This is a genomic window from uncultured Pseudoxanthomonas sp., from assembly GCF_947498795.1.
Lineage (GTDB): Bacteria > Pseudomonadota > Gammaproteobacteria > Xanthomonadales > Xanthomonadaceae > Pseudoxanthomonas_A.
Map to the genome: position 1 here is coordinate 591,306 of NZ_CANMLQ010000001.1, position 13,444 is coordinate 604,749.

General features: G+C 64.5%; 13 protein-coding genes. 8 read left to right on the forward strand and 5 right to left on the reverse strand.

Features of this window, described 5'->3' with window-relative positions:
* Positions 1–23: 23 nt before the first annotated feature.
* Positions 24–389, forward strand: a complete 366-nt coding sequence (locus tag Q0907_RS02810; protein WP_296282516.1) for a PadR family transcriptional regulator — start codon at positions 24–26, stop codon at positions 387–389.
* On the forward strand, positions 386–1,303 hold the full coding sequence (locus tag Q0907_RS02815; RefSeq protein ID WP_299341283.1) for a sensor domain-containing protein: 918 nt from the start codon (positions 386–388) through the stop codon (positions 1,301–1,303). The genes Q0907_RS02810 and Q0907_RS02815 overlap by 4 nt, the downstream gene beginning before the upstream one ends.
* 126 nt (positions 1,304–1,429) lie before the next feature.
* Here the strand turns inward: Q0907_RS02815 and phaZ are convergent, their stop codons facing one another.
* Together phaZ and Q0907_RS02825 are read right to left on the reverse strand one after the other, a co-directional pair.
* Positions 1,430–2,677, reverse strand: a complete 1,248-nt coding sequence (gene phaZ, locus Q0907_RS02820; RefSeq protein WP_296282512.1) for a polyhydroxyalkanoate depolymerase — start codon at positions 2,675–2,677, stop codon at positions 1,430–1,432.
* Positions 2,678–2,758: 81 nt separating this feature from the next.
* A complete protein-coding gene (locus Q0907_RS02825) occupies positions 2,759–3,367 on the reverse strand; it encodes a class I SAM-dependent methyltransferase (protein WP_299341286.1) in 609 nt (202 codons plus the stop codon).
* Positions 3,368–3,466: 99 nt separating this feature from the next.
* Here Q0907_RS02825 and Q0907_RS02830 point away from each other — a divergent pair, with 99 nt between their 5' ends.
* Positions 3,467–3,883, forward strand: coding sequence for a CopD family protein (locus Q0907_RS02830; protein WP_299341289.1), 417 nt, complete (start codon positions 3,467–3,469; stop codon positions 3,881–3,883).
* 14 nt (positions 3,884–3,897) lie between these two features.
* Here Q0907_RS02830 and Q0907_RS02835 read toward each other — a convergent pair whose 3' ends face one another.
* The gene (locus tag Q0907_RS02835; protein WP_299341292.1) at positions 3,898–4,284 is read right to left on the reverse strand and encodes a transcriptional regulator; all 387 of its coding nucleotides are present in this window, start codon (positions 4,282–4,284) and stop codon (positions 3,898–3,900) included.
* A gap of 300 nt (positions 4,285–4,584) precedes the next feature.
* On the opposite strand from Q0907_RS02835, the gene Q0907_RS02840 reads away from it, so the two are divergent.
* The 3 genes from Q0907_RS02840 to Q0907_RS02850 all read left to right on the forward strand — a co-directional run bounded on the left by Q0907_RS02840 (position 4,585) and on the right by Q0907_RS02850 (position 8,894).
* A complete protein-coding gene (locus tag Q0907_RS02840; RefSeq protein ID WP_299341295.1) occupies positions 4,585–5,850 on the forward strand; it encodes an HlyD family efflux transporter periplasmic adaptor subunit in 1,266 nt (421 codons plus the stop codon).
* A 250-nt stretch (positions 5,851–6,100) separates the two neighbouring features.
* Positions 6,101–6,247 (forward strand): hypothetical protein, encoded by a 147-nt coding sequence (locus Q0907_RS02845; protein ID WP_299341298.1) that lies wholly within the window; start codon positions 6,101–6,103, stop codon positions 6,245–6,247.
* 544 nt (positions 6,248–6,791) lie between these two features.
* A complete protein-coding gene (locus Q0907_RS02850) occupies positions 6,792–8,894 on the forward strand; it encodes a peptidase domain-containing ABC transporter (RefSeq protein WP_299341301.1) in 2,103 nt (700 codons plus the stop codon).
* 20 nt (positions 8,895–8,914) lie between these two features.
* Here Q0907_RS02850 and Q0907_RS02855 read toward each other — a convergent pair whose 3' ends face one another.
* Positions 8,915–10,582 (reverse strand): alkaline phosphatase, encoded by a 1,668-nt coding sequence (locus tag Q0907_RS02855; RefSeq protein ID WP_343229803.1) that lies wholly within the window; start codon positions 10,580–10,582, stop codon positions 8,915–8,917.
* Positions 10,583–10,757: 175 nt separating this feature from the next.
* Here Q0907_RS02855 and Q0907_RS02860 point away from each other — a divergent pair, with 175 nt between their 5' ends.
* Together Q0907_RS02860 and Q0907_RS02865 are read left to right on the forward strand one after the other, a co-directional pair.
* The gene (locus Q0907_RS02860) at positions 10,758–12,035 is read left to right on the forward strand and encodes a dicarboxylate/amino acid:cation symporter (protein ID WP_299341306.1); all 1,278 of its coding nucleotides are present in this window, start codon (positions 10,758–10,760) and stop codon (positions 12,033–12,035) included.
* Positions 12,032–12,469: a GNAT family N-acetyltransferase gene (locus tag Q0907_RS02865; protein WP_299341308.1), complete on the forward strand. Its 438-nt coding sequence runs from the start codon at positions 12,032–12,034 to the stop codon at positions 12,467–12,469. The genes Q0907_RS02860 and Q0907_RS02865 overlap by 4 nt, the downstream gene beginning before the upstream one ends.
* Here the strand turns inward: Q0907_RS02865 and Q0907_RS02870 are convergent.
* Entirely contained in the window at positions 12,466–13,335 is an 870-nt protein-coding gene (locus Q0907_RS02870; protein WP_299341311.1) for a bile acid:sodium symporter family protein, read from the reverse strand. The two genes, Q0907_RS02865 and Q0907_RS02870, sit on opposite strands and share 4 nt — an antisense overlap.
* Between the last annotated feature and the right edge of the window lie 109 nt (positions 13,336–13,444).

Consider the following 13,444-nt stretch of genomic DNA (forward strand, 5'->3'; position numbering starts at 1 on the left):
GGGGGTCCCGCGGAGGGGGAACGATGAACGAGCCCGACATCCACCTGAAGAAGTTCCAGAAAGAGCTCAGCGCCGGCACCGTGTCGCTGGCATTGCTGGCGGTCCTGGCCCGCGCCGGCGAGCCGCTGTATGGCTACCTGATCGCCAAGCAGCTCGAACGCGTGGGCGAGGGCGTGCTCAGCGGCAAGCAGAGCGCGCTGTATCCGGTACTGCGCAATCTCGAGGGAGGCGGCCTGCTCGACAGTTTCGTCGAGCCGTCGGTCGCCGGACCTCCGCGCCGCTACTACCGCATCACCGAGGCAGGGCGGCAGACCCTGCAGTCCTGGGCCGCCGCCTGGCGCGCCACCCGCGATTCCGTCGATTCCGTGCTTGAGGGGATTCCTGCATGAACACCACCACCGTTTCGGGCAGCCTGCCCACCACCATCCCCGAGTATCTCGACCAGCTGCGTGCGGCCCTGGCCGGCGCCGACAAGGCGATGATCCAGGATGCCGTGTACGACGCAGAGGAGTACCTGCGTTCGGAACTGGCGGAGAACCCGGGCAAGTCGGAAGCCGAGGTGATCGCTTCGGTCGCCGGCAGCTACGGTGCGCCGGAGGAGGTCGCCGAGATCTACCGGGAAACCGAGGTCACGGTCGCCAGGGCATTGCGCCCGCCGGTGCCGCCGAAGCGCAAGTCGCTGCTGGGACGCTTCTTCGGCGTGGCAGCCGATCCCCGCACCTACGGCGCCCTGTTCTACATGCTGCTGTCGCTGGCGACGGGCACGTTCTATTTCACCTGGGTGGTGACCGGGGCCAGCCTGTCGGCCGGCCTGCTGATCCTGATCGTCGGCATCCCGTTGTTGCTGCTGTTCCTGATGTCGGTACGGCTGCTGTCGCTGGTGGAAGGGCGGTTGGTCGAGGTGTTGCTCGGCGAGCGCATGCCGCGCCGCCCGCTCTACACGCAACGCGACAAGCCGTGGATGACGCGGCTGAAGGAACTCTTCACCGATGGCCGCACGTGGACCGCGATGCTGTACCTGCTGCTGATGCATCCGCTCGGCGTCCTGTACTTCTCGGTGGCCATCACCCTGCTTGCGCTGTCGCTGGGTTTCATCGCGGCGCCGGTGGCCTACTTCCTTCCCTTCGACTATGTGCTGAACTTCGGCCACTGGAACATGGTCACCGACGCGCCCTGGATGCTGCCGCTACTGTCCGTCATCGGATTCGTCCTGCTGTTCGCCACGCTGCACCTGGCGCGTTTCGTCGGCGTCTTCCACGGCTGGCTCGCGAAGCACCTGCTGGTGCGTACGCCGGTGGTGTAAAGGAAGACGGGGATCGCCGTGCGTCGCGAACAAGAAGGCCGCCCGTGAGGGCGGCCTTCTTGCTGAGCCTGGAGGCGCCGGTCGTTCGACAGTGTCGCGATTGGCGTCCCGCCACCCCGGGTCGGATCAACCGGCGTACTTGGCGATGAAATCGCGCACCTGCGGATAGACCTTCTCGCGCCAGCGACGGCCGCTGAAGATGCCGTAGTGGCCGGCGCCTTCGACGGTCAGGTGCTTGTGGTGCGCTTTCGCGATGCCGGTGCACAGGTCGTGCGCGGCAGCGGTCTGGCCCTGGCCGGAGATGTCGTCGAGTTCTCCCTCGATGCTCATCAGTGCGGTCTTCCTGATGGCGGCCGGCTTCACGAGTTCGCCATTGACCGTCCACTCGCCGCGCGGCAGCAGGAATTCCTGGAACACGGTGCGGATGGTGTCCAGGTAATACTCGGCCGGCATGTCGAGCACGGCGTTGTATTCGTCGTAGAACTTGCGGTGCGATTCTGCGTCCTGCAGGTCGCCCTTCACCAGGTCGGCATAGAAGTCCCAGTGCGACATGAAGTGCCGGCTCGGGTTCATCGCGAGGAAGCCGGCATGCTGCAGGAACCCGGGATACACGCGGCGGCCTTCGCCCGGGTAAGGCATCGGCACGGTATGGATGACGTTGTTCTCGAACCACGACAGCGGATTGCGCGTCGCCAGGCTGTTCACTTCGGTCGGACTGCGGCGCGCATCGATCGGCCCACCCATCATCACCAGCGAACGCGGCGTGGGCTCGCCACGCGCGGCCATCAGCGAAACCGCAGCAAGCACCGGTACCGTCGGTTGGCAGACGCTGATGACGTGCAGCTTCTCCGCGCCGATATGGCGGATGAACTCCTCCACGTAGGCAACGTAGTCATCGAGGCTGAAAGCGCCCTCCGATTCGGGGACCATGCGCGCGTCGACCCAGTCGGTCACGTAAACCTTGTGGTTGCGCAGCAGCGTGTGCACGGTATCGCGCAGCAGGGTGGCGTGGTGCCCGGACAGCGGCGCGACCACCAGGACCGTGGGGTCGTCCTTCAGCTCGGCGATGGTGGCCGCATCGTCGGTGTAGCGTTTGAACCGCAGCAGGCGGCAGAAGGGCTTCTTCAGCGCTTCCAGCTCCACCACGGGCACGCTGCGACCGTGCGCCTCGACTTCGCGGATGTCCCACGCCGGCTTTTCGTAATCCTTGCCGATGCGGTGGACGAGTTCGTTGCCGGCGGCGATGCGCTCGGCGCCCGGCACATTGGAGAGCCAGCTGGTCGGTGTCGAGAACATCCTTGCATTGGCTTCGGCCATGTAGGCCAGTGGCGCCATCCATGCGCGTCCGAGTTCGTGCAGTTGGTACAAGGTCATGGCTGTCCGGAGTCCCGCTTTTGGTGCACGGTGCTGCGTCGCAGCATACCCCAAAGCCGGGTGCCGCCGCGCGCGGCCTGTTCAGGTTATCGGCCGGAAATCCGCGGCCTCCAGTACCGCCACGTCGCCCGCTAGTCGCGGGCCCAGCCAGCAATGGTTTCCGATGGACTGGAACCCCTCACCATGGAAGGCCTGCCGGTACCACGCCGCCCTGCGCGGCTGGAAGCCGTCATGGTCGCCTTCGAACGCGTCCTCCTTCGCGAACGTCTCCAGGAAGGCCACGCCGCCGCTCAACTCCGCCAGGCCCCGTAGCCCGCGCTTGAATTCGCGGGTCGGCACGTAATGCAGCACGTCCGAGCAGACCAGCAGATCGACGGGTTCGCATGGGCGCAGGTATTCGAACTCTTCGAAGCGTGCGTAGTGCAGATTGCGCGTGCGACCGAAGCGGCGGACGGCGTACTCGCTGCCGTCGAAGCCCAGGTACTGCAGTTTCGGCCGCAGCTTCAGCAGTGGCGCACGCCACGCGCCTTCGCCGCAACCGATGTCCAGCACCGTGCGGATCGGTCGTTCCAGGTGGTATTCGGCCACCGCCACCGCCAGCGCCACCTTGCGCGCAAGCCGCGGTGCGCCCCCGATGTCGCCGTCGCGATACCAGCGCTGGAAGTAGTCGGCGTCGTACTGCTTGGTCATGCGCGTGCCCGGCGTGCGGAAAGGCGGGAAGCTTACGCGATGCGGCGCGCTATCCTATGCGCCGCACGCCATCCCGCGCAGCCAGACGGAGCCAGCCGCATGTATCTGTGGGTCAAGACCTTCCATCTCGTCTTCGTGATCGCCTGGATGGCGACCGTGTTCTACCTGCCGCGCATCCTGGTCAACCTGGCCGATACGACCGGGCAGCCCGACGTGCAGGCGCGCCTGCTGCTGATGGGGCGCCGCCTGTATGGCTTCGGCCACACCATGTTCGGCATCGCGGTGATCCTGGGTGGCGTGCTGTGGTTCCACTTCGACATCAGCGGCGGCTGGCTGCACGCCAAGCTGACGCTGGTGGCGCTGACCCTGGCGCACTTCATCGTCACCGGCCGCTGGCTCAAGGGCGTGGCGAAAGGCAGGTCGCTGCCATCGCCCACGGCGTTGAAATGGTTCAACGAACTGCCGCTGTTCGCGCTGATCGCGATCGTGTGGCTGGTGCTGGCGAAGCCGTTTTGACAAAGACGCACCCTTCAACGCAGGGGTCTGTCCGCCGTTCGCCTGTGGCCTTTCCCAGCCTCCACGATAAGAAGTAGTTGCAGGCGAGCATCAGCCGTCATCTCCCTGAAAGCTTGCAGCAGCCGCCGCTCCTCTTCGTCGTGGATGAACTCGCCATCCACGTCAGACACCTTGTCGGTTCCCCTGGCATGTCGGAGGGGGCCGCGACCCGTGGCCAACCACTCGAAACTCACGTCAGTAATCTCAGCCAGCCTCGCCAAGCGCGCGGATGCAGGTAGCACGCCGTCGGCACCTTCCCAGTTGGCAACGGCACTGCGCGTAACTCCAAGAGTGAGCGCGAGCGCTTCCTGGGACATCCGTGCGCGTTGGCGCGCAATCCTTATGCGCATTGAGAGTTTCATGTGAGTTGATTCAGCCTGTTGGGTGAGAGCCGCCCAAACTAAACACATGAATATCGCAAAGCAATTCACATTTTTGTGTCAGCCGGACTGACCGCAGGTTGTCCACTATTGCTGACACATACGCACAGATCGTTGAAACGAAAGGTCGTTGTAAGTGTGAAGGTCAGAGCCACTGACGTGCACCCGCGAAACTGCGGTTGAAGTGCCCTTTGGTGGTGAGACAAGATCGACTCAAGGGCGCAGGGATGCCCGAGTCGGCCGACCCCAGTCCGGGTCGGCGCCACGAGTCAAGGAAGCTGCGTGACACAATCACTTTTCCGCCCGGAAGTCCTGGAAGCCAAGCGCGGCAGCTGGCTGGGCGGCATCTCGCTGGCGCAGCCCGTATCCCTGTGGGTGCTGACGCTGGCGACTGCACTGGCGGCGACGGCAATCGTGCTGTTCGTAACCTTCGGCACGTACACACGGCGCTCGACCGTCACGGGACAGCTGGTGCCCTCTCAGGGCCTGGCGACCGTACTGGCGCCCGCCACCGGGGTAGTGACCAAGCTCGGTGCCGGAGAGGGTGGTCGCGTAGCGTCGGGTGATGCGCTGGCCGTGGTCAACGTGCCTAGCGCGACGCTGGCGGCAGGCGACACGCAGGTGGCACTTGAGCAGCGGCTGCAGCAGCGGCAGGACGGATTGCTGTCCACCCAGCAGGCACAACAGGAGCAACTACGCGTTCAGGCGAAGGGTACGAACGCCCAGTTGGCGGTCGCACAGCGCGAACTGGCGCAGGTCGAGTCGGAAGTCATCACCCGGCAGGATCAGATCCGCATCGCCACCGAGACGCTGGCGCGCTTGCGCCGACTGGAGGGTGGCCAGTACGTGAGCGTGCTGCAGATCAAGCAGCAGGAAGCCACGGTCCTCGAGTACACGGGGCAGATGCAGTCGCTGCAGCGGCAGGCGATTGGCATCCGGCGCCTGATTGCGCAATTGCAGCAGACCGTCGACGAGTTGCCGACGCAGGAACAGGCAAGTGCGGCGGACTTTCAGCGTGAGCTGGCGCAGCTGGAACAGGAGCGCGTGCAGATGCAGGCCGGAAGCTCACTGGTCGTCAAGGCACCAGTTGCCGGCGTGGTGGCCACGCAGGTCGTCAAGCCGGGGCAGTCAGTGCAAGCCGGCCAGCCGCTGATGACGCTGTTACCGGACAATGGACGTCTGGAGGCCGAATTGCTCGTGCCGAGCCGGGCAATCGGGTTTATCCAGCCCGGCGACCGCGTGCTGCTGCGTTACCAAGCGTTTCCCTATCAGAAGTTCGGCCATCAGGAGGGGCGCATCGCCGCTATCAGTCGCAGCGCGCTCAGTCCGAGTGAGTTGGGTGCGTTGATCGGCAATGCGCAGCAGGGTGAGCCGTTCTATCGGGTGACCGTCTCGCTTGCGCGGCAGGCGATCACGGCCTACGGCAAGCCGGAGGCGTTGAGGCCGGGGATGTTGGTGGATGCGGATGTGCTGGGTGAGCGGAGGGCGCTCGTGGAATGGATCTTTGAGCCGCTGTATTCGCTGGGTGGGAAGGTGGGCAATGGTTGAGTCGCCGCCCGGTAACAAGATTGCTGGGTGTGTTCCCGGCCCCAAGACGCGGGCGTGCGTCGATTAACACAAGGAGTGATTTGAATGTATGAACTGAGCATGGACCAGATCAACGTAGTTTCCGGAGGGAGCGAGGAAAGCTACGACGCTGGATATGAAGTAGGACACGCTATTGGGAGTGCCCTCAAATGGGCTGGCGCTATCTCGCTCGTAGTGGCCATCGTTGTCGCAAACTCTTGAGGAAGACTTCATGATCCGCGAACTACGTGAGCACGAGTTGTTCAGCGTCTCTGGTGGCGATTGCGATTGCCGCAGATGTCGCGAAATGAGCGAGCTGGCCGACGACATCGTTGACTTCTTTGAGGGAGTTTGGGACGGCCTTAACGACGGACTTTGATATCATGTCCGAGCCCCGCATGCTGCTTGTGCGGGGCACTAATCCTAATCAACTATATTCGGAATAATAATGCGCGGTGTTAGGGGAACAATTCCGTATGTGATCGTCATGGGTATCGTTGTCACTAAGCACGGTTTGGAAGTTGGATCAGGAATTGATGTATTTCTCGGCGTACTTTCGATTCCATGTGCTTGGATAATATGGCGGCAGGGGCGGGAACAGAATGGATCTAAGCCCTGATAATAGGTTGGCCGCCTAATTGCTGCTCTGAGTTAAATGCCAAAGGCTGTGGTGGCTCGCCAGGCGGTTCGTTCCTTGCGGCCCGGTCATGAGCTGTTGCAGATGCATTTGGCGGAGCTTTTGTCCGTCGTGCAGGATGCTTTCGAAGCTGCCAGTTAATTGCTAGGGCGGCCGCTGCTCGTTGGCAATCTTTTTTGGCTTCGTGTCGATGGTTGCCGCTATCGTGTAATAGAGTCACGTTCGCACGGTCTTTGCTATCGACTGAGATTAAGAATAACAAGAGGCGCTCTCGGAGTTGAGATTGTTGAAAACAGTACTGCAATCCGAGGCCGCCGAGTGCGGCCTCGCTTCTCTCGCGATGGTGGCCAGCGCGCATGGTTATCACGTTGGCTTGTCGCAGCTTCGCCATCGCTTCCCGCTCTCACTCAAAGGCGCCAAGCTCAATCACCTGATCCACATCGCCAACCAGCTTGGCTTTTCCTCCCGCCCGTTGCGGCTGGATATGGAAGATCTGGGCAAGCTCAAGCTGCCCTGCATCCTGCATTGGGATCTCAACCATTTCGTCGTGCTGGCGAAGGTAGGCAGGTCGAGGGTCACCATCCTTGATCCAGCCATCGGCGAGCGCAAACTCTCGCTTTCAGAGGTCTCCGATCACTTCACCGGCGTGGCGCTTGAGCTGGCGCCAACGGCCGAGTTCAAGCCGCAGAAGACGGCGCCCTCCGTGACGGCTCGGCAGCTCACGGGGCCGGTGCGTGGAATGTGGCGCGCACTGGCGCAGATCCTGTTGCTGTCCGTGGCGCTCCAGCTGTTCGTAGTGCTGGCGCCGTTCTACATGCAGTGGGTGGTGGACCACGTGCTGGTCTCCGCGGATCGCGACCTGCTGACGGTGCTTGGGCTCGGCTTCGGGCTGGCGCTGGTGCTGCAGATCGGTATCGGCCTGCTGCGTGGTTGGTCGGTGGTCTACCTGTCGTCGCGACTGGGACTGCAGTGGATGGGAAATGTGTTTGCCCACCTGCTCAAACTGCCACTCGACTACTTCGAGAAGCGGCATCTCGGCGACATCACCTCGCGCATGTCATCGGTACAGGCGATCCAGCGCACGCTGACCACCAGTTTCGTCGAGGCCATCATCGATGGCCTGATGGCGGTGGTCACCTTGGGGCTGATGCTGTTCTACAGCTGGAAGCTGGCGCTGGTGACGCTGCTGGCCGTGATCCTGTATCTGGGCATCCGTTCTATCGCGTATCGGCCCGTCCGCGATCGTACCGAGCAGCAACTGGTCGCGGGTGCAAAGCAGCAGACCCATCTGCTGGAATCGTTGCGCGGGATGCAGAGTCTGAAGGTGGCGGGAGAGGAGTCACATCGCCGCAGTACGTACGACAACCTGATGCACGACACCGTCAACCAGGAAGTACGGCTGGCGCGCATGGGGCTGGGTTTCAACAGCGCCAGTCAACTGGTGTTCGGCATCGAACGCATCGCCGTGATCTGGATCGGCGCCACGCTGGCGCTGCAGAACGTGTTCTCGGTCGGCATGCTGATCGCCTATCTTGCGTACAAGGACCAGTTTGCCGGGCGGATGGCGGCCCTGATCGACAAGTGGGTTGAGTTCCGCATGCTGCGCCTGCATGGCGAGCGTCTGGCCGACATCGTGTTGACACCGCCCGAGGAGCACGCCGGTCAGCCAGAGGCGCCGCCCCCGGCCAGCACACGGATCGACGTAGAGAACCTCTCCTTCCGCTACGGCGAGGGCGAGCAATGGGTGCTGAAGGATTGCAGTTTCGCGATCGAGGCCGGGGAGTCCGTGGCGATCATCGGAGCGTCGGGCTGCGGGAAGACCACGCTGGTCAAACTGCTGCTGGGCCTGCTCCCGCCCGCGGCGGGCACCATCCGCGTCGGTGGGCACGATCTGCACAGGATAGGTCCCCGCAATGTCCGCGCCATCGTGGGTGCCGTGATGCAGGACGATCAACTGTTCGCCGGCAGCGTGGCCGACAACATCAGCTTCTTCGACCCGGAGATGGATCAGGACCGGATCGAACACGCGGCGCGATTGGCTGCCGTGCATGACGAGATCGCCGCCATGCCGATGGGCTATTACAGCCTGATCGGCGACATGGGCAGTTCGCTGTCAGGCGGACAGAAGCAGCGGGTGATCCTGGCGCGTGCGTTGTACCGCAACCCGAAGCTGCTGTTCCTGGATGAGGCGACCAGCCATCTGGACGTGATGAAGGAGCGTCTGGTCAACGATGCCGTCAAGGCCTTGAGCCTGACCAAGGTCATTATCGCCCATCGGCCCGAGACCATCGCCAGCGCGGACCGTGTACTGGTGATGGAGCAGGGGCGGATTGTGCAGGAGCTCAGGCCGCACGTCCCGGCGGGCGATATTCAGATCGTACCCGCCTAAATGCAGCGCGACGGTTCTTCTTAGCGCGGCCGTTTCTCGAAATCCCCGATCGTCGGCAGCTCCACCGGCACGCCGTTGGCGTCGCAGGTGCCAGCGGCGCACAAGCGTGCGCGCAGCTTCGGCGTGGCCTGCACGATGACGTGGTAGATCGTGTTCTGCTCCAGCGTGCCGCGGAAGGCGTCGCTGCCGGGGCCGGTCGCCCAGATGCCGACGTCTTCACCGCCATGCGATTCGGACTTCAACGGGATTAACGCCTCCTGCAGGTAATCGGGATGCTCCGTGTCGACCTGGCTGAGGTCCGGGCGGCCTTCTGCGGGCTCGACGCTGCTGGGTGCATGCAGGAATTGCTTCGGGCCCGCAGGCTGGCGGTTGCTGGCGCCGGTGTAGCCCGGACCGTTGGCGTAGGTCAGCGTGGTGAACGTCTGCCCATTCTGGTCGCGGGCGAGATCGCCTGGCGTGTCGTCTTCGCCACCCTGGCCGCGCACCTTGCCGAGGATGGGATTGCCGCGCACGGGATAGCCGACGAAATTGAGTGTGTGCGAATGGTCGGCGGTGACCAGGATCAGCGTGTCATCGCGTGAGGTCGCTTCGAGCGCGGCCTGCACGGCATCGGACATCGCGACCGTTTCATCGAGCGCGCGGTAGGCATTGCCGTAGTGGTTGGCGTGGTCGATGCGGGCGCCTTCCACGAGCAGCACGAAGCCCTCGGGCTTGCGCAACAGCGTGCGGATCGCCGTGCGGGTCAGCTCGGCCAGCGAAGGCTCGCCCTGCGCATCCTTGCGGCGGTCATGCTCGAACTGCATGTGGTCGTATTCGAACAGTCCCAGCAGTTGTGGCGCATCGATTGCGGCCTCCAGCTGCTGCGTGTTGGTCACGTACGCACCCTGCGGATGCGCCTGCTTCCATTCGTCCACCAGGTTGCGGCCGTCCAGACGCTGGCCGACCTTGTCGTCTTCTTCGGGATCGCGCACATCGATAGGTAGGAATTCACCGCGACCACCGCCCAATGCCACGGTGGGGCCATGTCCGAAGCGAGCGGCGGACAGCAGTTGCTGGGCGATGTCCTTGCAGCCCGCTTCGATGGCGTCGGGCGGCAGGTCGGTATCGTTTTCCCAGTCACGATGCGACACGTGCGCGTACGTCGCGGCGGGCGTCGCATGCGTGATGCGCGCGGTGGTGACGATGCCGGTGGCCAGCCCGGCGCTGTCGGCCAGGGTCAGCCAACTGAGCAGGTCCTTGCTGCCATCGGGCGTGCACTCCCCTTTGTGGCCGGCGGAGACACCGATGGCGCCCATATGCGATTTCACGCCGGTGGCGACGGCGGTCATCGTGCCGGCGGAATCGGGCGTCTGCGAATCGGTGTTGTAGGTCTTGCTGAAAGCGGTGTGCGGGAAGCGTTCCCAGCTCAGCAGGTTTTCTTCGCCCGGCATGCCCTTGCGCTGGCCTTCGAAGATGCGCGCCGCGGCCACGGTGGTCAGGCTCATGCCGTCGCCGAGGAAGACGATGACGTTCTTCGCGCGTCCCTGCATGGCACCGTTTGCCGCCGCTTTCGCCGCACCATTCCGATACCACCACTGCGGTGTCTCGCCCTTGGGGTGCGCGACCACGGGGACGTTGACGTGAATCGAAGATTGGGTCGGTGCGGGCGGCGTGCTGGCGCAGCCGGCCAGTGCGACGAGCAGGGTCATGCCGGCGAGCGGCGACACGGAAGAGCGAGGGGGCATGGCGAACCGGGGAATGACGGACGCGTCATTATGCCGTTCGGGCAGTGTCCTGTTCATGACACCCGGCATTCCGCGCGCAGGCTCGCCGCATGCGGGGCCTTGGGCTAAGGTGTCGCGTCCGCCTACGTGAGTCGTCTGGATGAAGCTGGTCTCGGCCTGGTTGAAGATCCCGTTCTGGCAGCGCGTCGTGGCCGGCTTCGCGCTGGGCGCGCTTGCGGGCTGGCTGATGGGGCCGGCGGCAGGCATCTGGCTGAAGCCGCTGGGTGATCTGTACGTCACGCTGATCAAGATGATCGCGGTGCCGCTGGTGTTCTTTGCGGTGATCAACGCAGTGTCCAGCCTGCATGGACAGAAATCGGTCGCCGCACTCGGCGGACGCACGTTCCTGTGGTTCGCCATCACCGCCGCGATGGCCGTCTGCGTGGGCCTGGCGGTGGGCTGGATCGTGCAACCCGGCAAGGGCATCAGCGGGCTGTTGATGGCGCCGGACTACCAGGTGCGCGAAGTGCCCACGCCGGTGCAGGTGCTGCTCGACATCGTGCCCGCCAATCCGTTCAAGGCGTTGACCGAAGGCAAGATCCTGCAGGTGATCTTCTTCGCGGGATTGCTCGGCTTCGCACTCGTGAAGCTCGGCGAACGCAGTGCGGGCCTGCGCAAGCTCGCGGGCGAGGCCAGCGACACGATGGTGCAGGTGACGCGCTTCGTGCTGGAGATGACGCCGATCGGCACCTTCGGCCTGATCGGTTCGCTGGTGGGCACGTACGGTTTCGAGAAGCTGCTGCCGCTGGGCAGCTACATCGGTGCGCTGTATGTCGCCTGCGCGCTCCACATCGTGGTGGTGTACGGCAGCCTGCTGCTCGCGCATGGCCTGAACCCTTGGAAGTTCTTCCGTGGCGCCGCGCCGGGCATGCAGGTGGCGTTCGTCAGTTCGTCCAGCTTCGCGTCGATGCCGGTCGCGTTGCGCAGCGTCACCCACAACCTCGGGGTCGACAAGGATTACGCCGCGTTCGCCGTGCCGCTCGGCGCCAGCATCAAGATGGACGGCTGCGGCGCGATCTATCCCGCGCTGACCTCTATCTTCGTGGCGCAGTATTTCGGGCTGGACCTGTCGGTGAACCAGTACTTCGTGATCCTGCTGGCGTCCGTGCTGGGCAGCTTCGGCACGGCCGGCGTACCGGGGACGGCGACGGTGATGGTGACCCTGGTGCTGAGCGCGGCGGGCCTGCCGCTGGAGGGCATCGGCCTGCTGGTGGCGATCGACCGCATCCTCGACATGATGCGCACGATGACCAACGTCACCGGCCAGATGCTGGTGCCGGTACTGGTGGCGAAGGAAACCGGCCTGCTGGACAGGGAGGTCTACGAATCGGCGTCGACGAACGTGGGCCTCGCGGACGACGCAGCGCCGACGCCATGAGCGACGCCGGGACGATCGAACTGCTCGAGTCGTTTCCCGATGCGACGACCTACCGGCGGCTCCGCATCGAGACGGGCCTGTCGCCGAAGTCGCGGGAAGCCGCCGATCGCGGGCTTGCGAACACGCTGTACGGCGTCAGCCTGGTGAAAGCCGGTGACGTGATCGGCATGGGGCGGGTGGTCGGCGACGGCGGCACCGTGTTCGTCGTCGCGGACATCGCCGTGCGACGTGACCTCCAAGGGCAGGGATTGGGCAAGCGCATCATGGCCGCGCTGGATGCATGGCTGCGCGCGAACGCACCGGCGTCGGCCTACGTCATGCTGGTCGCGGACGGTGAGGCCAGGCATCTGTATGCGCAGTTCGGGTTCGCCGACACGGCGCCCGCATCGATCAGCATGGCGTATGTGGCGCGCGGTTCCGCGACCGACGACTAGGCGCTGGCCTCGCGAGCGCCGCGCGACACCCACCATGCGAACGCCGCTGCGGTCACGAACATCAGCAGGCTGTAGACCGCGGCGGGGACGGAGATCGTCGGCTTCTCCAGCACGTTGAGCGCGATGAAGATCGCCAGCGTGCCATTGTGGATGCCGATTTCCATCGCGATGGCGATGGCCTGCTTCTTCGGCAGGCGTAGCGCCAGCGGCGCCACATAGCCGGCGCCCATGCTGGCCAGGTTGAACAGCAAGCAGGCCAGGCCGACGATGGCGAAGTAGGTGGCCAGCGTTTCCCGTGCCTGCACGACCGCCGCGACCACCAGCAACGCGAGCACGAGGACCGACAGCAGCCGTATGGGTTTCTCCGCACGTGCTGCGAAGCCCGGCAGTTTCGCGCGCAGCAGCATGCCGATGGCGACGGGTAGCAGGATGATCGCCGCGACTTCCACCACTTTCTTGGTCGGAGGCGGTACGTACTGGCCCGCGCCGAGGAAGTATTCCAGCGACAGGTTGAGGATCACCGGCAGCGTCAGCAGGCAGAGCAGGCTGTTGATCGCGGTCAGGGTGATGTTCAGTGCCACGTCGCCGCGCGCCAGGTGGCTGTAGATATTGGCCGTGGCGCCGCCGGGTGAGGCGGCCAGCAGCATCAGGCCCACGGCGAGTTCGGCCGGCAGGCCGAATCCCAGCGCCAGGCCGAAGGCCACCCAGGGCAGGACGAGGGTCTGCAGCGCGAGCCCGATCAGCACCGCGCGCGGATAGCGTGCGACCCGGCGGAAATCGTCCAGCGTCAGTCCCAATCCCAGCCCGAGCATGATGATGCCCAAGGCTAGGGGCAGCAGCAGGTTGGTCAGCAGTGAAGCCTGCATCGCGTACGACTCCCCTTCGGCGCGAAGAAACAGATGGCATGCGCAGGGTGGCCGCGCCTGCGGGAGGATGGCGGCAATCGTCGGTGCGGTGCAAGCCGCGTTGCAACGT

Coding starts and splice junctions, on each gene's coding strand:
- Q0907_RS02810 (WP_296282516.1), top strand. CDS start 24: ATGAACGAGCCCGACATCCACCTGAAGAAGTTCCAGAAAGAGCTCAGC.
- Q0907_RS02830 (WP_299341289.1), top strand. CDS start 3,467: ATGTATCTGTGGGTCAAGACCTTCCATCTCGTCTTCGTGATCGCCTGG.
- Q0907_RS02845 (WP_299341298.1), top strand. CDS start 6,101: ATGATCCGCGAACTACGTGAGCACGAGTTGTTCAGCGTCTCTGGTGGC.
- Q0907_RS02825 (WP_299341286.1), bottom strand. CDS start 3,367: ATGACCAAGCAGTACGACGCCGACTACTTCCAGCGCTGGTATCGCGAC.
- Q0907_RS02860 (WP_299341306.1), top strand. CDS start 10,758: ATGAAGCTGGTCTCGGCCTGGTTGAAGATCCCGTTCTGGCAGCGCGTC.
- Q0907_RS02815 (WP_299341283.1), top strand. CDS start 386: ATGAACACCACCACCGTTTCGGGCAGCCTGCCCACCACCATCCCCGAG.
- Q0907_RS02870 (WP_299341311.1), bottom strand. CDS start 13,335: ATGCAGGCTTCACTGCTGACCAACCTGCTGCTGCCCCTAGCCTTGGGC.
- Q0907_RS02835 (WP_299341292.1), bottom strand. CDS start 4,284: ATGAAACTCTCAATGCGCATAAGGATTGCGCGCCAACGCGCACGGATG.
- Q0907_RS02855 (WP_343229803.1), bottom strand. CDS start 10,582: ATGACCCTGCTCGTCGCACTGGCCGGCTGCGCCAGCACGCCGCCCGCA.
- Q0907_RS02865 (WP_299341308.1), top strand. CDS start 12,032: ATGAGCGACGCCGGGACGATCGAACTGCTCGAGTCGTTTCCCGATGCG.
- phaZ (WP_296282512.1), bottom strand. CDS start 2,677: ATGACCTTGTACCAACTGCACGAACTCGGACGCGCATGGATGGCGCCA.